Source organism: Ramlibacter sp. bp-362 (assembly GCF_054956735.1).
On the sequence record NZ_JBUDXE010000005.1, the window covers coordinates 70127 to 89824 of the forward strand.

The 19698-nt window shown below is 71.9% G+C and carries 17 protein-coding genes; 4 read left to right on the top strand and 13 right to left on the bottom strand.

Translation table 11 applies throughout. The features are described from left to right. Nucleotides 1-5 precede the first annotated feature (5 nt). From ACY0MJ_RS08160 to ACY0MJ_RS08220, 13 genes are all read right to left on the bottom strand, one after another. The gene (locus ACY0MJ_RS08160) at nucleotides 6-848 is read right to left on the bottom strand and encodes a CheR family methyltransferase (RefSeq protein WP_462637866.1); all 843 of its coding nucleotides are present in this window, start codon (nucleotides 846-848) and stop codon (nucleotides 6-8) included. Then, nucleotides 845-2479 carry a methyl-accepting chemotaxis protein gene (locus ACY0MJ_RS08165; RefSeq protein WP_462637867.1) on the bottom strand — a complete coding sequence of 545 codons (1635 nt, stop codon included), beginning with the start codon at nucleotides 2477-2479 and terminating at the stop codon, nucleotides 845-847. The genes ACY0MJ_RS08160 and ACY0MJ_RS08165 overlap by 4 nt, the downstream gene beginning before the upstream one ends. Nucleotides 2480-2494: 15 nt before the next feature. Next, entirely contained in the window at nucleotides 2495-4207 is a 1713-nt protein-coding gene (locus ACY0MJ_RS08170) for a methyl-accepting chemotaxis protein (RefSeq protein ID WP_462637868.1), read from the bottom strand. 93 nt (nucleotides 4208-4300) lie between these two features. After that, entirely contained in the window at nucleotides 4301-4759 is a 459-nt protein-coding gene (locus tag ACY0MJ_RS08175; RefSeq protein WP_462637869.1) for a cache domain-containing protein, read from the bottom strand. Nucleotides 4760-5037: 278 nt separating this feature from the next. Next, nucleotides 5038-5505: a hypothetical protein gene (locus ACY0MJ_RS08180; protein ID WP_462637870.1), complete on the bottom strand. Its 468-nt coding sequence runs from the start codon at nucleotides 5503-5505 to the stop codon at nucleotides 5038-5040. A gap of 93 nt (nucleotides 5506-5598) precedes the next feature. Then, nucleotides 5599-6894, bottom strand: a complete 1296-nt coding sequence (locus tag ACY0MJ_RS08185; protein ID WP_462637871.1) for a methyl-accepting chemotaxis protein — start codon at nucleotides 6892-6894, stop codon at nucleotides 5599-5601. 19 nt (nucleotides 6895-6913) lie between these two features. Beyond that, nucleotides 6914-7414, bottom strand: coding sequence for a chemotaxis protein CheW (locus tag ACY0MJ_RS08190; protein ID WP_462638181.1), 501 nt, complete (start codon nucleotides 7412-7414; stop codon nucleotides 6914-6916). A 138-nt stretch (nucleotides 7415-7552) separates the two neighbouring features. Then, nucleotides 7553-8845 carry a methyl-accepting chemotaxis protein gene (locus ACY0MJ_RS08195; RefSeq protein ID WP_462637872.1) on the bottom strand — a complete coding sequence of 431 codons (1293 nt, stop codon included), beginning with the start codon at nucleotides 8843-8845 and terminating at the stop codon, nucleotides 7553-7555. A gap of 45 nt (nucleotides 8846-8890) precedes the next feature. Next, nucleotides 8891-11080, bottom strand: coding sequence for a chemotaxis protein CheA (locus ACY0MJ_RS08200; RefSeq protein WP_462637873.1), 2190 nt, complete (start codon nucleotides 11078-11080; stop codon nucleotides 8891-8893). Between the two features lie 16 nt (nucleotides 11081-11096). After that, the gene (locus tag ACY0MJ_RS08205; RefSeq protein WP_462637874.1) at nucleotides 11097-11459 is read right to left on the bottom strand and encodes a response regulator; all 363 of its coding nucleotides are present in this window, start codon (nucleotides 11457-11459) and stop codon (nucleotides 11097-11099) included. Then, nucleotides 11456-12319: a response regulator gene (locus ACY0MJ_RS08210; protein ID WP_462637875.1), complete on the bottom strand. Its 864-nt coding sequence runs from the start codon at nucleotides 12317-12319 to the stop codon at nucleotides 11456-11458. The genes ACY0MJ_RS08205 and ACY0MJ_RS08210 overlap by 4 nt, the downstream gene beginning before the upstream one ends. A 7-nt stretch (nucleotides 12320-12326) precedes the next feature. Then, on the bottom strand, nucleotides 12327-13172 hold the full coding sequence (locus tag ACY0MJ_RS08215; protein ID WP_462637876.1) for a serine/threonine-protein kinase: 846 nt from the start codon (nucleotides 13170-13172) through the stop codon (nucleotides 12327-12329). Then, a complete protein-coding gene (locus ACY0MJ_RS08220; protein ID WP_462637878.1) occupies nucleotides 13172-14794 on the bottom strand; it encodes a protein kinase domain-containing protein in 1623 nt (540 codons plus the stop codon). The genes ACY0MJ_RS08215 and ACY0MJ_RS08220 overlap by 1 nt, the downstream gene beginning before the upstream one ends. A 275-nt stretch (nucleotides 14795-15069) precedes the next feature. Here ACY0MJ_RS08220 and ACY0MJ_RS08225 point away from each other — a divergent pair, with 275 nt between their 5' ends. The 4 genes from ACY0MJ_RS08225 to ACY0MJ_RS08240 are packed head-to-tail and all read left to right on the top strand — an operon-like array spanning nucleotide 15070 to nucleotide 19661. Beyond that, entirely contained in the window at nucleotides 15070-17682 is a 2613-nt protein-coding gene (locus ACY0MJ_RS08225) for a circularly permuted type 2 ATP-grasp protein (RefSeq protein ID WP_462637879.1), read from the top strand. Nucleotides 17683-17686: 4 nt separating this feature from the next. Continuing rightward, nucleotides 17687-18577 carry a transglutaminase family protein gene (locus ACY0MJ_RS08230; RefSeq protein ID WP_462637880.1) on the top strand — a complete coding sequence of 297 codons (891 nt, stop codon included), beginning with the start codon at nucleotides 17687-17689 and terminating at the stop codon, nucleotides 18575-18577. Nucleotides 18578-18599: 22 nt separating this feature from the next. Then, entirely contained in the window at nucleotides 18600-19052 is a 453-nt protein-coding gene (locus ACY0MJ_RS08235) for a RidA family protein (protein WP_462637881.1), read from the top strand. A gap of 9 nt (nucleotides 19053-19061) precedes the next feature. Beyond that, nucleotides 19062-19661 (top strand): CatB-related O-acetyltransferase, encoded by a 600-nt coding sequence (locus ACY0MJ_RS08240; RefSeq protein ID WP_462637882.1) that lies wholly within the window; start codon nucleotides 19062-19064, stop codon nucleotides 19659-19661. Nucleotides 19662-19698: the final 37 nt, after the last annotated feature.

Here is a 19698-nt window from a genome sequence, read left to right on the forward strand (position 1 = left end):
TGCTCCTATCCGCCGATGCGCTCGTACGCCGTGCGTCCGCAGGAGCGGAAGCCCGGGTGCGCGGCGGGAAAGCTTTCCGAGTGGCCCACCACCAGCAGCCCGCCGGGCACCAGCAGGGTGGCCAGGCGCGCCAGCAGCTTCTTCTGCGACTCGCGGTCGAAGTAGATCACCACGTTGCGGCAGAAGATCACGTCGAAGGGCTGCTGCGCCGGCCACACCGGCGACTGCAGGTTCAGCTGGCCGAAGCGCACCAGCGCGCGCAGCTCGGGCCGCACGCTCACCAGGCCCTCGTTGCGGCCGGTGCCGCGCAGGAAGTGGCGCCGCAGCCGCTCGGTGGGCAGCGTCGCGGCGCGCTCGAGGCGGTACACGCCGTTCTGCGCCGTGTTCAGCACCTCGGTGTCGATGTCGGTGCCCAGCACCTCGCCGTGGCACTCGGCCTCGCGCAGCACCATCGCGATGGACCAGGCCTCCTCGCCGGTGGAGCAGGCGCTGCTCCAGCAGCGCAGCGGGGCGCCGCGGCCCCGCGCGCGCTGGCTCGCGCGCTCGGCCAGCAGCTCGAAGTGGTGCGGCTCGCGGAAGAAGGCGGTCAGGTTGGTGGTGAGCGCGTTCACGAAGGCCTCGCGCTCGTCCGAGCCTTCGCGCTGCACCAGTTCCAGGTAGTCGCCGAAACTGGAGAGGCCGCGCGCGCGCAGCCGCCGCAGCAGGCGGTTGTAGACCATGTTGCGCTTCTGCGTGCTCAGCTTGATGCCGGCGTAGTCGGCGATCAGGCGGCGCACCGTGGCGAACTCCGCGTCGCCCAGCAGCGAGGCGGCGCCGGCGAACTCCAGGTCGGCGAAGACGCTGCTCATTCGCCCCGCTCCAGGCGCGGATGGCCGGCGTCCTCCAGGCGGAACTGCGCCACCGTCTGCAGGAGCGAGGCGGAGTGCCGGTGCAGCGCCTCGGTCGCCTGCGTCGTCTGGTCCACCAGCGCGGCGTTCTGCTGCACGACCTGGTCCATCTGGCCGATCGCGGCGTTCACCTGCTCGATGCCCGAGCGCTGCTGCTCGCTCGCCGCGGCGATGCCGGCGATCAGCTCGTTCACCTTGCCGACCGAGGCGACGATCTCCTCCATCTTGCGGCCCGCGGTGTCCACCAGCTTCGCGCCGGTCTCCACCTTGCCGACGGACTCGCCGATCAGCGCCTTGATCTCGCGCGCGGCGGCGGCGCTGCGCTGCGCGAGGTTGCGCACCTCGGCGGCCACGACGGCGAAGCCGCGGCCCTGTTCGCCGGCCCGCGCGGCTTCCACCGCGGCGTTCAGCGCCAGGATGTTGGTCTGGAACGCGATGCCGTCGATCACGCCGATGATGTCGCCGATCCTGCGGGACGAATCCGAGATGCCGGCCATGGACCGCACCACCTCGTCCACCACCGCGCCGCCCTCCTGCGCCACCGTCGCCGCGCCGCGCGCGAGCTGGCTCGCCTCGCGCGCCGCGTCGGCGTTCTGCGACACGGTGGCCGTGAGTTCCTCCATGGAGCTGGCCGTCTCCTCCAGCGTGCTGGCCTGCGTCTCGGTCCGCTGCGCCAGCTCCACCTGCCCCTGGCGCACCTCGACGCCGGCCTGCGCCACGGCGCCGGCGCTGTGCACCACGCCGCCGACGATGCGCCGCAGGCTCTCCGTCATGTCGTCCAGCGCCAGCATCAGCCGCGCCATCTCGTCGCCGCCGCCGGTGCGCACCTTCACGGTCAGGTCGCCGTCGGCGACCTTGCGGGCGATCCGCACGGCGACGTACATCGGCCGCAGGATGTGCACGAACAGCGCCACCACGACGGGCACGGTGAGCAGCGTCAGCACCGCGAACAGCGCCAGCAGCTCGAGGCTGGCGCGGCGGGCGCGGCCTTCCAGCTGCACCGCGCCCTCGCCTTCGCCGCCCTGGTAGGCGAGCAGCGCGCGCGTGGCCTCGCCGTAGGCGTGCAGCGCCGGGCCCAGCGCCTCGACGGCCGGGGTCGGCAGCGCGGTCGCGGCCAGCCGGCTCCGGAACGCCGCTTCCCAGGCCTGACGGTAGGCGTCCCGCTGCTGGCCGGCCTGGCGCACCAGCGCCTGGCCGGCGTCGGATCGCACCTCGGTGGCAAGCTCGCGCTGCAGCCGGTCCAGGCGCTGTTCGGTCTCCCGGAACGCGGGCATCAGCTGCTGCGGCACGGCGGGATCGGTGGCGCGCGCCAGCGCCAGGGCCCGCGCCGTGTTGGCGGCAGCGGCGGCGTGCAGTTCACCCGCCAGGCGGGCGGCGCGCAGGTCGTGCTGCAGCTGCTCCTCCATGCCGTACAGCTGCCAGATGGCCATCAGCGTGCCCAGCAGGCTCATGCCCCCGAGCGCCCAGAAGGCCACCGTCAACCGCGTCTGGATCGTGGCGCGGCGGAAGAAGCTGCGCGCCTTGGGGTCGGCCAGGCGCCGCGCCGGGACGGCGGCCGGCGCGAGGGGAACGGGAAGGGATGGCTCGTTCACGATGGGGCGGCGGGATCAGAACTCCTGCCACTCCCCGTTGGACGCCTGCTTCGCGATGGGCGCGGCCAGCACGTCCTTGCGGAGCGGGGGCAGCTTGGGTTCCGCCTTGACGGTGATCGGCTGCGGCGCCGGCGGCTCGGCCGCGGCGGCGCGCGGCGCGGCCGGCTGCAGCGGCGCGAACGCCGGCTGCGCGTCGCCCAGGTTGAAGCGCGACACCATCTGCAGCAGCGCGCCGGCCTGCGACTTCATGGACTCGGTCGCGGCGGCGGCCTCCTCGACGAGCGAGGCGTTCTGCTGCACCACCTGGTCCATCTGCGTGACCGCGGTGTTGACCTGCTGGATGCCGGCGTCCTGCTCCTCGCTGGCCGCCGCGATCTCCGCGATCAGGTCGCTCACCTTCTTCACCGACGCGACGATCTCCTCCATCGTCTTGCCGGCCGCGTCCACCAGCTTCGCGCCGGTGTCCACCTTGTCCACGGACTCGCCGATCAGCGACTTGATCTCCTTGGCCGCCGCGGCGCTGCGCTGCGCCAGGTTGCGCACTTCGGCCGCCACGACGGCGAAGCCACGGCCCTGCTCGCCGGCGCGCGCGGCTTCCACCGCGGCGTTCAGCGCCAGGATGTTGGTCTGGAAGGCGATGCCGTCGATCACGCCGATGATGTCGCCGATCTTGCGCGAGGAGTCCGAGATGCCGGCCATGGTGCTGACCACCTGGCCGACCACCTGGCCGCCCTTGCGCGCGACTTCGGACGCGCCCATCGCCAGCTGGCTGGCCTGGCGCGCGTTCTGCGCGTTGAGCGAGACGGTGGAGGTCAGTTCCTCCATCGAGCTGGCGGTCTCCTCCAGCGTGCTCGCCTGTTCCTCGGTGCGCTGCGAAAGGTCCTGGTTGCCCTGGGCGATCTGCGCGCTGGTGTCGGCCACCATGTGGGCGCCGCCGGCGACCTCGCCGACCAGCTGGCGCAGGTTGTGTCCCATTTCCGAGAGGGCGCGCAGCAGGTCGGCGGTCTCGTCGCTGCCGCGCACTTCCACGCGGGTCGCCAGGTCGCCGCGGGCGATCTGCTCCGCCGCGCGGATGGCCGCGTGCAGCGGCCGCACGATGCGGCGGCTCATCATCAGGGCCGCCAGCGTGGCGGTGACGGCGGCGGCGAGCAGCAGCGCCGACAGCAGGATGATCGCTCGGCGCGAGGCGGAGGCGGCGGCGTCGTAGCTCTCCTTCGCCAGCTTCTTCTGCATCTGCACGAGCTCGTCGAGGTCCTTGACGCTCGACTGGAACTGGATGTCGGCGGCCTGCATGGCCATGGCGCCCATCGCCACGTCGATCGTGCCGAGGTCGATGGCGTCGTCGGCCAGCTTGCGGTACTTGGCGAGCATGGGCAGCATGGAGTCCACCAGCTTGCGGCCCTGCGGCGTCACGTGCGGCTGGTTGCGGAACGCCGTCAGGCTGGCGACGATCTTGTCGATCTTGCCCTTCTGCACGCCGATCGCGGCCTTCACCTTGTCCTCGCTCATGTTGGCGAGCCAGGTGAAAAGGCGGTAGACGTTCGAGTGGATCTCGCTGAATTCCTGGGCGGCGTCGCTGGCAACGACCACGCTGGCCAGGCGCTTTTCCGAGAGGTCCTGCAGCGCCTGGTTCTGCTGCGTGACCACGCCGTAGGCGACCGCGCCGAACCCGAGCAGGAACACGATGGCGAGGACGGGGGCGATCAGGATCTTGTGCCAGATTTTCATGGACTGCTAGCCTTGTGAGGGGAACCGGTGGCGCCGGCGCGCATGCGGGCGGAGGCGCCGGCGGCGGGGCGGGCGCGGCCCGCCCCCCGCGGCTTACATCGGGCTGTAGATGCCGCCGCAGACCACCAGGTCCTGGACCTTCTCGCAGTACATCTTCTTCGGCTCGATCTTCTTGTTGACCGGGTTCAGGAAGGTGAAGTCCTGCCAGAACGCGGACTTGGTCTTGGCCATTTCCATGCGCTCGCGGATGTGTTCCTTGCCGTTGCCGTCGCGCAGGTCGATCATGTTCTTGCCGACGAACTTGATGTTGGCGCCGTGCGCGCGGGCCGTGCCGTCCAGCGTGTAGACGGTCAGGTACAGCTCGCGGTCGACGAACTGGCCGTGCTTGTCGCTGATGTCGGCCATGGCCTTCTCGCGCGGGTTCGCCTTGATGTAGGCGACGCCCTTCCTCACCATGGCTTCGGCTTCCTGGGCCGTCACGCGCTCCGCCGCGAAAGCGGTGGTCCCCACGACGGCGCCGAGCAGGACGGCCGCAATCAGTTTGGTCTTCATCTCACTCTTCCTCAGTGCTCTCAACGAAGCCGGATGGGCCGGCGCCCTGCCCTCGCGGGCGAAATGACGGGGTCGTTCGACCCGCTCGCGCCACGCTGGCTCCCTGTCGAGAATGCCATCGGGTGCTGCGTGTTGCAATCGTTAGCGGCCGTAACAGGGCCTCGCACGCGCAGTTTTCGCACGGATGCGGCCGCTCGCGCGGGTTTGCGTCCGTTCATCGTTTCCACGCTGCCACTCGGACGCCGGCGCTGTCGCGTTTCGTACACAGCGTGGCGGCTTCAGTCCGCGGCCACGTGCGTGACCGGCGACGGCGCGCGCGGTTTCGCGGCCGCCGTGCGCGTCCTGGACTTGCTCGGCACCAGCACGGTGGGCTGGAACTCGGGCGCGGGCCGCGCCGAGGTGCCGCTGTTGCGGATCAGCGTGTTCCAGTAGGCCACGTCGCGGGGATCGGCCTCCCACTGCTTGTTGAACAGCACGGCGCCGTAGGAGTGCAGGAACAGCGCGATGCGGGCCGCGTCGACGTCGCCGCGGTTGGCCATCTCCATGAAGCGGCCGAAGGCTTCGGCCGTGCGGCCGGCGCGGAAGGTCTGCACCGCCTCGGCGTATTCGCGCTCCACCGGCGCGACGGCGCCGGAGGGCAGGCTGATCGCCAGCAGCAGCATGCTGATGAAGGCCGCGAGGCGGCGCCGCAGCCCGCGTGCGGGTTGCGCCTGCTGCTGCTCCAGGTGGCTGGCCGTGGTCCCCATCGCCTTCTCCTTGTGACAAGTGTTTCAAGAAGTATCTGATGCGGGGCAAGCCGAAACAACACCGCCGGGGACGGTCCGGCGTCCGCTCGTCGCCTAAGCGGAATGCCTCAGGAGAAGTGCGCCGGGCTGCGGGTCCGCGGCGGGGGCCGGCGCCGCCGGCGCGGCCTCCGCCTCTAGGCGGAAGCGGCGCGACAGCTGCAGCAGCGTCTCGGCCTGGACGTTCATGGCCTCGGTCGCCTGCGTGGCGTCCTCCACCATGGAGGCGTTGCGCTCCACCACGCGGTCCATCTGCGCGATGGCCGTGTTCACCTGGCCGATGCCGGCGCTCTGCTCCTGGCTGGCCTGCGCGATCTCCGCGATCAGGGCGCTCACTTTCTCCACGGACAGCACCACTTCGACCATCGTGTGGCCGGCCGCATCCACCATGGCGGAGCCGGCGTTGACCTTTTCAGCCGAGGCGGCGATCAGCCCCTTGATCTCCCGGGCCGCCTGCGCGCTGCGCTGCGCGAGGCTGCGCACTTCGGCCGCCACCACGGCGAAGCCGCGGCCCTGCTCGCCGGCGCGCGCGGCTTCCACGGCGGCGTTCAGCGCCAGGATGTTGGTCTGGAACGCGATGCCGTCGATCACGCCGATGATCTCGGTGATCTTGCGCGAGGCGTCGGAGATCTCGTCCATGGTGCGCACCACCTGGTCGACGGCCTCGCCGCCGCGGCGCGCCACGCCCGAGGCGTCCAGCGCCAGCTGGCTCGCCTGCCGCGCGTGTTCGGCGTTCTGCGCCACGGTCGTCGTGAGCTGCTCCATCGAGCTGGCCGTCTCCTCCAGCGTGGTCGCCTGCTCCTCGGTGCGCTGCGACAGGTCCAGGCTGCCCTGCAGGATGCGCCCGCTGGTGTCCGCCACCGCGTGCGCGCCCTGCACCACGTGGCCGAGGATGCCGCGCAGGTTGTTGGTCATGTCGGCCAGCGCCTGCATCAGCTGCGCCGCCTCGTCGGTGCCGCCGGTGCGCACCTGCACCGTGAGGTCGCCCGCGGCCACCTTGGTCGCGATGCGCGCCGCCACGCGGATCGGCTTCACGATCGCCACCACCAGCGGATAGCAGACGGTGAACAGCGTGGACACCGCGCCGAAGGCGATGCCCAGCACGACGATCTGCGCGGAACGGGTGGCGGCCTCCAGGTCCCCGGGGCGCGGCCCCGTGGCCGCGAAGTCGGACAGCTGCTGCAGCTGCCAGGCGCCCAGCACGCCCAGCAGGCCCATGATCACCGCCGCGGAGAGGAAGCCCGCCGTCAGGCGGACGCGGATCGTGGAGCGGCGGAAGAAGCCCAGCGCCGCGCGGTCGACCTCGCTCGCCTGCGCGGGTTCCGTGGCGCCTTGAGGATTGCCCGAAGCCATGGCCCGAGGCACGCGCCGCTCAGTGGACCGCGCCGTCCACCAGCGCCATGTCGGCGCCGGTCATGAGCTTCTCGATGTCGAGCAGGATGATCATCTGCTCCTCCACCGTGCCCAGGCCCGTGATGTACTTGGTGTCGAAGGTGGCCGAGGCGAACTCCGGCGTCGGCCGGATCGCGCCGGCGGCGAGCGTCAGCACGTCGGAGACCGAGTCCACCACCACGCCGACCACGCGGCCGGCGATGTTCAGGATGATCACGACGGTGAAGTCGTCGTAGCGCGCCTCGCTCAGGCGGAACTTGATGCGCAGGTCCAGGATGGGGACGATCACGCCGCGCAGGTTGATCACGCCCTTGATGAACGCGGGCGCGTTGGCGATCGACGTGGGCGTTTCATACCCGCGGATTTCCTGCACCTTGAGGATCTCGATGCCGTAGCTCTCCGCCCCCAGGCGGAAGGTCAGGAACTCGCTGGCGGGTCCGTCGGCGCGGCCGGCGTCGGCAGCAGCGGCGTGTGCTTGCATCGTCTTCTTCTCCTCGTTGGGGCGAACCCCGGACTTCGCGTCCGAGGATGCCATCGCCCGCATGTTGTTGCAATCGTCAATCTCTCGTTACAGGCGGCTCTTGTGCAGTATTCGAAGCACGCCGGCACGAAGCCCCGTTCATCCCGCCGCTGCCGCCGTTCGCGCCAGCCAGGCTGTCGCGTTTTCCTGACGTCCCGGCTCGGGCGCCTCGCCATCGAGCTCGAAGCGCGCGACCACCTGCAGCAGCGACGCCGCCTGCGCCTGCATGGACGCCGTCGCGGCCGTGGCCTGTTCCACCAGCGCGGCGTTCTGCTGCACCACCGAGTCGAGGTGCGAGACGGCCCCGTTGACCTGCTGGATGCCGGCGTCCTGCTCCTCGCTCGCCGCCGCGATCTCCGCGATCAGGTCGCTCACCTTCTTCACGGAAGCGACGATGTCCTGCATGGTGCTGCCCGCCGCATCTACCAGCTGCGCGCCGGCGTCGACCCGGTCCACGGACGCGCCGATCAGCGCCTTGATCTCGCGCGCCGCCTGCGCGCTGCGCTGCGCGAGGCTGCGCACTTCGGCGGCCACGACGGCGAAGCCGCGGCCCTGCTCGCCGGCGCGCGCGGCTTCCACCGCGGCGTTCAGCGCCAGGATGTTGGTCTGGAAGGCGATGCCGTCGATCACGCCGATGATGTCGCCGATCTTGCGCGAGGCCTCCGAAATGCCGGCCATCGTGCTGACCACCTGGCCCACGACCTCGCCGCCCTTGCGGGCGACCTCGGAGGCGTCCACCGCGAGCTGGCTGGCCAGCCGCGCATGCTCCGCGTTCTGCTGCACGGTGGCCGTGAGTTCCTCCATCGCGCTGGCCGTCTCCTCCAGCGTGCTCGCCTGCATCTCGGTGCGGGCCGCGAGGTGCTGGTGGCCCTGCGCGATCTCCACGCTGGCCGCGGCCACGCTGCCGGCGGCGCGGTGCGCTTCGCCGACCAGCGCGGCCAGCCGCGCGCGCATCGCGTCGAGTCCCTGCAGCAGGCGTCCGGTCTCGTCGCGCCGCTGCGTGAGCGGCATGGCGGCGAGCTTGCCGTCGGCGATGCGCTCGGCCGTGCGCACGGCTTCCTGCAGCGGCGCCGCGACCGAGCTGCTCACGCGCCAGGCCGAGAAGCTGCCGCAGATGCCGGCCAGCAGGCCCAGGCCCAGCAGCACGAGCAGGCTCTCTTCGGCCAGGCGCGCGTCGGCCTCGGCCTCGCTGCGCGCCTGCACGAGCGCGGGATCGGTCGCGGTGGCGGGAATCGCCGCCGCGCGCGCCTCGGCGCCGCGGCGCAGCTGGTCCAGCCCGTGACCGGCGAAGATGCAGGCGATGGCCACCAGCAGCAGCACGATGCCGAAGCCGATCGTGAGGCGCCGCGAGAGGCGCTGGTTGCGGAAGAAGTCGAGTCGGGTGGATTCCATCGCATGACGCGGCCGGCCCGGGGCCGTGCCCCGCGCCCGCGCCGCTCAGAGCAGCATCGCGCCTTCGCGCCCCGAGAGGCGCACGAGGTGCGCCACGTCGAGGATCAGCGCCACCGAACCGTCGCCCATCACCGTCGCGCCGGACAGGCCCGGCACGCGGCGGAAATTCGTCTCCAGGCTCTTCACCACCACCTGCTGCTGGCCGACCAGTTCGTCCACCAGCAGCACCGCCTTGGACCCGTCGGTCTCGACGATCACGGCGATGCCGCCGCCGTTGTCGCGCGGCTTCTGCGGCGGGAACAGCTTCGCCAGGTGCAGCACGGGCAGGTAGTCCTCGCGCACGCGCAACGTGTCGCCGTGGCCGGGCAGCGTGTGAAGTTCGTCGGGGGTGACGCTCAGCGACTCCACGACGCTCGCGAGCGGCAGCACGTAGGTCTCGCCGCCGATGGCGATCGTCATCGCTTCCATGATGGCCAGCGTGAGCGGCACGCTGACCGTCACGCGCGTGCCCTGCCCCGCGACGGAATGCAGGTCCACGGTGCCGCTCAGGGCCTGGATGTTGCGCTTCACGACGTCCATGCCGACGCCGCGGCCCGACACGTCCGTCACCTTCTCCGCCGTGGAGAAGCCGGCTTCGAACACCAGCGCGAACACCTCGGCGTCCGGCGCGTCGGGCGAGATCGGGATGCCGCGCTGCGCCGCGCGCGCCAGGATGCGCTGCCGGTCCAGGCCGCGGCCGTCGTCGCCGACCTCGATCACGATGTTGCCGCCGCGCTGGCTCGCGCGCAGCGTCACCGTGCCGTGCGCCGGCTTGCCGGCCGCGACGCGCTGCTCGGGCGGCTCCAGGCCGTGGTCGATCGCGTTGCGCACCAGGTGCGTGAGCGGATCGGAGATCTTCTCGATCAGGCCGCGGTCCAGCTCGGTCGTCTCGCCTGACATCTTCAGTTCGACCCTCTTGCCCAGGCGCGCCGACAGCTCGTGCACCACGCGCGGGAAGCGCTGGAACACGTTGGAGATCGGCAGCATGCGGATGGCGAGCACCGCCTCCTGCAGGTTGCGCGTGTGGCGCGACAGGTCCGCCAGCCCGCTGCCGGCGCCCAGGCGCGCGTCGGCGACGCCGGTGCCGGCCTCTTCGGCCAGCGCGCCGGTGCGCGCGAGCATGGCCTCGGTGATCACGAGCTCGCCCACCAGGTTCACCAGCAGGTCGATCTTCTCGGTGGAGACGCGGATGAAGCTCGCCTCGTGCGCGGCCGGCAGCACCGGCTCGCGATGCTCCGCGGCGGCAGGCGCGGGGCGCGCGGGCGCCGCCGGCTTGCGCGCCTTGCGGAACTGCTCCGGCGTGACGAACAGGTCGACGCTGTCGTCGGCGGGCGCGGCGTCCGCCGCGGCTTCGGCTTCCGCGGCGCGGGCGCGCCCGGCCTGCCGGCGGAATTCCTCGGGGTCGACGAAGAACTCGTCGTTCTCGTTGGCGGCCGGCGCGGCGGGCGCCACGGCCTGCAGTTGCGGCGCCGGCTCCACCTGCGGCGGCGCATCGGCTTCGGCCGCGGGCTGCGCGGGCACCACGCCCAGCGTCTCCACCGCGATCTGCTCCGGTGCGACGACCAGCGCGAGCACGCTCTGCAGGTCCGCCGCCGCGCCCTGCAGCAGCACGTCGAAGGCCACGCTGCCGCCGGCGGTGTTGTCCACGACGGTGCCGCTCACGGTGCCCATCTCGGACAGGCCGGAGAGCATCATCTCCAGTTCCATCGCGTCGATCGGCTGCGGCAGCGGGCCGAGCCGCACGCGGAAGCTGCGCGTGACCGGGCCGGACTGGCCGCCGCCGTCGGCGGACGGCTGCGCCACCCGCTCGCGCAGCAGCGCCTCCACCGTGCCCGACTCGGGCGCCTGCGCCACCGTGCCCCGCCGGTGCAGCACCTGCAGGCGCAGCACGTCGCCGGCCTGCAGCATCGCGTCGACGTCGGCGGCCTCGATCGGGCGCTCGTTCTTGCGCAGCAGGTCCAGCAGGTTCTCCTGCAGGTGCGTGAGCGCGGCGATCTCGTTGCAGCCCAGCATCGCCGCGCTGCCCTTGATGGAGTGCACCGCGCGGAAGATCGCGTTCAGGTCGTCCGGATGCGGGGCGTCGATGTCCATGCGCAGGAGGATGGCCTCCACGTTGGCCAGGTGCTCCTGCGCCTCCTCGAAGAAGATGGTGCGGAAGGCGACCGGGTCGCCGAAGGCATTGGAAGGCTGGAACATCGGCCCGTCCCCGTCCTCAGACGAACTTGCCGACGATGTCCAGCATGCGCTGGGGATCGAAGGGCTTGTTCATCCAGCCGGTCGCGCCGGCCTCGCGCCCCTTCTGCTTCAGCTCGGGGCTGGCCTCGGTGGACAGCACGATCAGCGCCACCGGGTCGTAGTTCGGCAGCTGGCGCAGCTCGCGCACCAGCGTCACGCCGTCCATGCGGGGCATGTTGTGGTCGGTCACCACCAGGTCGAACACGCGCTTGCGCGCGAGCTCCAGCGCCTCCACGCCGTCGCCCGCCTCCGCCACTTCGTAGCCGGCGCCCTGCAGGACCGCCGCCACCATGGCGCGCATCGAGCGGGTGTCGTCCACCACCAGGATTGCCTTGCTCATTGTTGTTTGCTCCGGGATTTGTCGCGCTTGCGGCTGGAAGGCAGGAACTGCGCGATCACCTCCAGCAGCCGGTCCTCGTCGAGCGGCTTGGTGAGGTACTCGTCGCAGCCGGCGAGCGAGCCACGCAGCTTGTCGAACGGGGAACTGCGGCTGGTGAGCATCACCACCGCCGTCTTCTTGATCGCCTGCTTGTTGGCCTTGATCAGCTTGCAGACCTGGTAGCCGTCGATGCCGGGCAGCACCACGTCGAGGAACACGCAGGTGTACTCGCGGGTGCCGGTCAGGCCGACGGCCTCCTCGCCGGTCTCGGCGAAGTCCACCTCGAAGTTGAAGGGCGCGAGCTTGGCCTTCATGAACATGCGCACCGAGGCGTTGTCGTCCACCACCAGCACCGTGTCGCCGAGGGCGCGCTTCTTCGCGGCGGCGTCGGCCAGCGGCGGCGGGTTGGCTCCGGGGCTGGTGCGGCCGGCGCTGGTTCCCGAGAGCGTGCGGCCCAGGGTCGCGGGGTTGTCCTCGCGCACCTTGTCGCCCGAGCCGGCCGTCACCGTCTCCTCCAGCGCCTGCAGCAGGCGCGCCCACTGCAGCGGCCGCGGCAGCATGGGGAAGCCCATGCTGTCGCCGCCCGAGCCGACCATCACGGCCGGCAGGTTGGCGCGCTTGCTGAGCGTGCGGAACTCGTTCAGGGCTTCGGGGTTCTCGGCATCCACGAGGTAGATGTCGGCCGAGCCGCTCACGGTGGTGGCAGGGTCGTACTGCACGAAGCCGGGATCGCGCCGGGCGGCCAGCGCGAAGATGCTGGCCAGCATCGAGCGCTCCACCGGGTTGAAGCCGATCACGTCGACCAGGTATTGTTCGTTCAAAGTCACTTCAGCACCTCTGGCCCATCAGGCCGAGCACGGCATCCGCATCGGGTAGCCGCGATTGCACGTCCCTGGCCAGCATGCGGTCGGCCAGGTCCTGCAAATCCGAATGCGCCGCGGGCAGGCGCGCGGGCGGGGCGGCCAGGTGCTGCGCCAGCACCTCCGCGAGCGTCTCGCCGGCGAAGGGCGGACGGCCGCACAGCATCTCCACCAGCATCACGCCGAGGCTGTACACGTCGGCGGCCGGCGCGGCGGGCGCGCCCTGCAGCTGCTCGGGCGCCACGTAGCGCGGCGTGCCGACCAGCGTGCCGGGCGCCACGTCCTGCTGGCCCGCCTCGGCCACGAGGCCGAGGTCGCCGAGCACCAGGGTGTCGTCGGCGCGCAGCAGGAAATTGGCGGGCTTCACGTCGCGGTGCACCAGGCCTTGCCGGTGCAGCTGCGCGAGGGCCTCGGCGGCCTGGCGCAGCAGCGACAGCGCGAGGGCGCGCGGCAGCGGTTCGCGCAGGCGGCGCGCGAGGTCGCCGCCCTGCAGGTATTCCATCGCCACGTACGACCAGGCGGAGGTGCGGCCCTGTCCGTGCACGCGCACCAGGTGCGGTCCCTGCACGCGGGCGGCGATGGCGCAGTCGCGCTGCAGCGAGGCGCCCGGCGCCGGCTCCAGCTTCAGCACGACGTCGGCATGGCGGTTGAGGTCCCAGGCGAGCCAGGCCGCGGTGCGGCGGCCGCTGCCGATCTGGCGCAGCAGGCGGTAGCCCGGCACGCGCGGCGGCGCCTGGAAGCCGCCGGCGTCGTGCCCGGCGGCGCGCGGCGCGCGCCAGGCGAAGGAGGTGGGAAGGGTCGTCGCCGGCTGCATCACAGGCCCATCTGCGCCAGGTCGTCCAGCAGGGTGCGGGCCGAGGGATAGCGCTGCTCGCGGTCCTTGGCCATCAGGCTTTCCATCACGGGCTGGAGGTGCGCGTGCTCCAGCGGCAGCAGCGGCACCGGGTCCTGCACGTGCATGCGCAGCAGCTCCTGCGCGGAACTGGCGTGATAGGGCTTGCGCCCGGTCAGCAGCTCGAAGGCGAGCACGCCCAGGCTGTAGATGTCGCAGCGCGCGTCCACCGGCTCGCCGAGCGCCTGCTCGGGGCTCAGGTAGTAGGGCGTGCCGACGATGTCGCCGTCGCCCGTGTCGGTGATCTTCATCGACACCTGCTTGGCGACGCCGAAGTCGGCCAGCGCCAGGCTGCCGTCCTGGCGCAGCATCAGGTTGTCGGGCTTCAGGTCGCGGTGCACGATGCCCACCTCGTGGATGGCCGCGAGCCCCGCCGCCGCCTGCTTCAGGTACGAGACGGCGGTCGCCGGGTCGATGGGGCCGGCCTTCATGCGCGCGCGCAGGTCGCCCTGCGGGAAGTACTCCATGGCGATGTAGGCATGGGCCAGCGAGAAGTCCTGCCGGAAGATGCGCGCGACGTTCGGATGCTGGATCTGCGCCAGCAGGGCGTATTCCTGGATGAAGCGCTGCAGGCCGTCGGCTTCCACCGCCCGATCGAGCTGCATCACCTTCAGCACCTGCGGCGGGCCGCCTTCGGCCGCCTGGGCGAGGAAGATGGTGGCCATGCCGCCCTCGCCGATCTTGCGCAGGATGCGGTAGCCCTCGACGAGGAACTGCGCGCCCGACAGCGGTGCGCCGTTCGCCGCGACGGGCCCGCCGGAGCGCTTGCGGGCGTGCATGTTGGCGACCAGCCCCTCGCGCAGCGCCTCGAACACGCGCGGAGGCGTCGTCGAACCCTTGCGCGGCACGAGGCCGGTGACTTCCACGATGTCGATGAAGCTGCCGTCCGGCAGGCCCACGGAGCCGATGCGGCCGCCCTCGGCGCGGCCGGCCGCGGCCAGCCGCGTGCCGGCGGACGTCGCCACGCTCCAGTTCAGGTCCATCGCGGTCACCTCCAGCAGCCGGGCCACCTCGACAGCATCGCCGATGGCCTGCACCTTGACGTTGCCGCCGTTGTTGCGTCGCGACAGCTCGGCCTGTCCCAGGTGCACGCCGGCGGCCATCGTGAGCATCGGCAGGCCCGCGAGCTGCGGCCGCGCGGCCACCGCCTGTGCCAGGTGCACGGCGTCGTGCACGAGCAGGATGGCGGCATGCAGGCCGCGTTGCGCGTGGTTCGGCTTGCGGTCGTCCGGCTTGTTGCTGAACACCGCGAGGATGGAGTCGGGGCGCCGTTGCGCCACCTCGCCGTTCAGCCGCGTGACGGGATCCGTCAGCATCCTGCGCACTTCGTTGATGAACGAAGCCGCTTCCTCGGGGCCGAGCGCATTGCAGACGGCCTGGAAGTTGTGCAGGCGGGCGTACAGGAAGGTGGCGACCGTGAGCCCTTCGGCGAGGCCGGGATCGCCGCCGAGGGTGGAGGTGAGTTGCGACGAATGACCGAAGTCGCCCATCCGCGGCGCCTGGGGCACCTCGGCGGGGGAGCGGGCTTCGAGAGGTTGTCGCATTTAGTTACATGCTAGCGGCATCTACATTTCGTCACAAGACGATGAGTTGCTACTTTGTCACGCACGCTCCCATGTCGCTTCTCCTCCGGCCGACTCCCTGGCTCGACTGTCCCAGATGCCCGGCTGGACGGCAGCGCCGGGCCGCCAGCCGGTTCACGCGAGCGACGAGCGGACCCGCGTCCCATCGTGGTGTGGCGTGGTGACGATGGCCCGGCGATATCCGTCGGGCAACGGCCGCGTCAGCGCGGGCGATGCGGGTGGGAGAATGCCCCGGCGTGGAACCGACCAACGATTCCCTGTTCGGCGCCCAGGCCGAGGAGACGCCCGCTGCGCTCGCCGCGGCGCTGGCGCCGCCGGCCGCGCCCGGGCACTACGACGAACTGCGGGGCGGCATCTCGGCGCCGCTTCCCGGCGGCACGGGCCCGCAGGCGGCCATCGTCGGCGGGCACGCGCTGCCCACTCGGCCCTGGGCCCGCTTCTTCGAGAACCTCGGGCGCGAGGGCTTCGCCGACCTGAACCGGCGCACGGCGGACCTGCAGCGGCAGGTGCGCGAGAACGGCGTCACCTACAACGTCCATGCCGACGCGGGCGGGCCGCAGCGGCCGTGGTCGCTGGACCTGTTCCCGCTGATCGTGCCGCCCGCGGCCTGGCAGCAGATCGAGGCCGGCGTGCTGCAGCGCGTGCGCCTGCTGGAGCGCATCCTCGACGACGTCTACGGGCCGCAGGCGCTGCTGGCCGCCAACCTGCTGCCGCCGGCGCTGGTGCAAGGCCATCCCGGCTACCTGCGGCCGCTGCACGGCGTCACGCCGGCGGGCGGGCGGCGCCTGCACATCGCCGCCTTCGACCTCGCGCGCGATCCCGGCGGCGCCTGGTGGGTGATGGCGCAGCGCACGCAGGCGCCCTCGGGCCTGGGCTACCTGCTGGAGAACCGGCTCATCATCTCGCGCCTGTTCCCCGAGGCCTTCCGCGACCTCAAGGTGCAGCGGCTCGCCGCCACCTACCGCGCGCTGCTGGAAAGCCTGGCGGCCATGAGCCCCGCGGGCGGCGGTGAACCGCGCATCGTCCTGCTCACGCCGGGCCCCCACAACGAGACCTACTTCGAGCACGCGTACCTCGCCCGCTACCTGGGCCTGACGCTGGTGGAAGGCAGCGACCTCACGGTGCGCGACGCGCGCCTGTACCTGAAGACGCTCAAGGGCCTGGAGCCGGTGCACGGCGTGCTCAAGCGCCTGGACGACGCCTTCCTCGACCCGCTGGAACTGCGCGCCGACTCGCACCTGGGCGTGCCGGGCCTGCTGCAGGCGATCCGCGCGGGCAACGTGCTGGTCGCCAACGCGCCCGGCTCCGGCTTCCTGGAGTCCCCGGCCCTGCTCGGCTTCCTGCCCGCCTTGAGCCGTCACCTGCTGGGCGAGGAACTGCGCCTGCCGGCGCTGCCCACGTGGTGGTGCGGCGAGCGCGCGGCCATGCTCCCGGCGCTGCCGCAGCTGGCCAGCAGCGTCATCAAGCCGACCTACGGCGGCGGCAACGTGGTGGCGGGGCGCAAGCTGTCCACGCGCCAGCTCGACGAATGGGCCGGCCGCATCATGCGCGAGCCGGACCAGCACACGGTACAGGCCTGGCTGCCGCTGTCGCAGATGCCCACCTGGAAGAGCGAGCGCTCCGGCGACCGCATCCAGCCGCGCTCGCTGCTGCTGCGCGTGTTCGCCGTGTCCGACGGCGCGCAGGGCTGGCGCGTGCTGCCCGGGGGCCTCACGCGCATCGCCGGCGAGCGCGAGTTCGCTTCCATGCAGCGCGGCGGCAGCAGCGCCGACACCTGGGTGCAGACCGAGGGCGAGGTGGACCGCACCAGCCTGCTGCAGCACGAGCATCCCGCGGTCGACACGCGCCACCGCAACCGCACGGTGACCAGCCGCGCCGCGGAAAACCTGTTCTGGCTGGGCCGCTACACGGAACGCACGGAGAACACGGCGCGGCTGGCCCGGCTCGCGATCGAATGCCTCAACGGCGAGGACCAGGGCGCGCGGCCCCTGCTGGCGTGGCTGGGCGAGACCGCCGTCGGCAACGGCCTGGTGCTGCCCGCCGTGCCGGCCCCGACGCAGGCGCGCCGCGTGTTCGAGCGCTCGCTGGTGGCGGCGCTGGGCGACGCGCGCAAGGCGACCAGCGTCGGCTACAACCTGGCGGCGCTGCGCAACGCGGCCGGCGCGGTGCGCGAACGGCTGTCGCAGGAGCAGTGGAACCTGATCGTGCGGGCGGAGCAGGAATTCCGCCTCGGCTGCGCCGCCTGCGTCGCCGAGGGCGACTACTCCTCGGTGGAGGTGCTGCGCGTGCTGGAGGTGCTCTCCGGTCACACCGCGGCGATGACGGGCGCGCAGACCGACCGCATGACGCGCGACGACGGCTGGCGGCTGCTCTCCACCGGCCGCCACCTGGAGCGCCTGGGCTTCCTGGCACAGGCGCTCGCCACCGCCTTCGGGACCGGCGCGGTGCAGGACCCCGGCGGCTTCGAGGCCATCGTGGCCCTGTTCGACAGCACCATCACCTTCCACGCACAGTACCAGCAGCGGCACGACATCCCGGCGCTGCTGGACCTGCTCGTGCTCGACCGCGACAACCCCCGCTCGCTGGGCTGGGTGGCGCAGACCCTGCGCGGCCGCCTCGCGCGCATGGCCGGTTCGCCGCCGGGGGTGATGCCCGTCATGGCCATGCCGGTGCCGGATCCGCAGCACTGGACGCTCGAGGCGCTGTGCGAACGCGACGCCGCGGGCCGCCACGCGCGCCTGGCCGAACTGCTGCAGCAGTGCGTCGACGCGTCCTACCGCCTTTCCGACGACCTCACGGCCCGCTACTTCGCCCACTCCGGCGACGGCCGCCACAGCGTGGGGGCCTGAGCGCATGCTGCTGCACGTGCTGCACGAGACCGCCTACGACTACGGCGCGCTGGTGCGGACCGCGCAGCACATGGCGCACCTGAAGCCTCGCGACGGCGGCGGGCAGCAGTTGCTGGAACACCGGCTCGTCATCGAGCCGGGGCCGGCGGCCGCCAGCGAGTGGCGCGACGTCTTCGGCAACGCGCGCAGCTTCTTCAGCCTGGAGTTCGCGCACGACTTCCTGCGCGTGCGCGCGGAAAGCCGCGTCGCGACCACCGTGCCCGCGGCACCGGCCACGAGCCCGCCCTGGGAGCAGGTCGCCGATGCCATGCGCTACCACCGCGACGCGCGCTACGACCCCGCGAGCGCGTTCGTGTTCTCCTCGCCCTACGTGCCGCGCGACGCCGCCTTCGCCTCCTACGCCCAGGCGAGCTTCCCGCAGGGAAGGCCGCTGCTGGATGCCGCGCGCGCGCTGACGGGACGCATCCACCGCGACTTCGCCTACGAGGCCAGCGCCACCGACGTCAACACGCCGGCGCTGCAGGCGCTGGCGCTGCGCAAGGGCGTGTGCCAGGACCTCGCGCACGTGATGCTGGGCTGCCTGCGCAGCCTGGGCCTGCCGGCGCGCTACGTGAGCGGCTACCTGCTGACGGAGCCCCCACCCGGGCAGCCCCGGCTGGTGGGCAGCGATGCCTCGCATGCGTGGGTGGCGGTGTACGTTCCGCAGGAGCACGGCGGCGCGTGGGTGGACCTCGACCCCACCAACGACCGCGCTGCCGGCGAGGACTACGTGACGCTCGCCATCGGCCGCGACTACTCGGACGTGTCGCCGCTGCGCGGCGTGATCCACGGCGGCGCCCGGCACGCGCTGCACGTGGCGGTGACGGTCACGCCCGCGCAGCCGATGCCACAATGAGGCTTCCCCTCAGGAGAAGAACATGAACGTCAACGACAAGCTCAAGGAACTGGGCATCACGCTGCCGCCGGTGGCCACGCCCGCCGCCGCCTACGTGCCCTTCGTGCGCACCGGCAACCTGGTGTTCCTGTCCGGCCACATCGCGCGCAAGGACGGCAAGCCCTGGGTCGGCCAGCTGGGCAAGACGATGCAGACCGAGGAAGGCAAGCAGGCCGCGCGCGCGATCGCCGTCGACCTGCTGGGCACGCTGCAGGCCGCCGTGGGCGACCTGAACAGCGTCAAGCGCATCGTGAAGGTCATGAGCCTGGTGAACTCCTCGCCGGACTTCACCGAGCAGCACGTGGTCACCAACGGCGCGAGCGAACTGTTCGCGCAGGTCTTCGGCGACAAGGGCGCCCACGCCCGCAGCGCCTTCGGCGTCGCGCAGCTCCCGATGGGCGCCTGCGTGGAGATCGAGCTGGTCGCGGAGGTCTGAGCCCCCGGGATGAAGATCTTCAGGAGCATCCGCCGCAGGCTCACCGGCAAGGGCCGGCGCGTCCCGCTGGCGGAACGCTACCCGCAGTACGAGATCGGCAGGGGAAGCTACGGCGACCTGGCCGTGCGCGGCTGGGAGGAAGGGGCCGTGCTGCGCGTCGGCGCGTACACCTCGATCGCGCGCGGCGCCCAGGTCATGCTCGGCGGCGAGCACCGGATCGACTGGGTGACCACCTATCCCTTCAACGTGCTGTGGCCCGCGGCGCGCCACAAGACGGGGCACCCGACGACCAAGGGCGACATCGTGATCGGCAGCGACGTGTGGATCGGCGTCGAAGCGATGATCCTGTCCGGCGTGACGATCGGCCACGGCGCCGTCGTCGGGGCGCGCAGCGTCGTGGCGAAGGACGTGCCGCCCTACGGGATCGTCGTGGGCAATCCGGCGCGGCTGGTGAAGTACCGGTTCGCGCCGGAGGTCGTCGAGCGGCTGCTGGCGGTGGCGTGGTGGGACTGGCCGGAGGACGCGATCCAGCGGGCGATGGACGACCTGCTGAGCCCGGAGCTGGCGACCTTCCTGGAGCGGGCGGAGCGGGGGGACTACCGGGGGTGAGAGGGTGGCGGGCGGCCGCCCTCACCCCGGCCCTCTC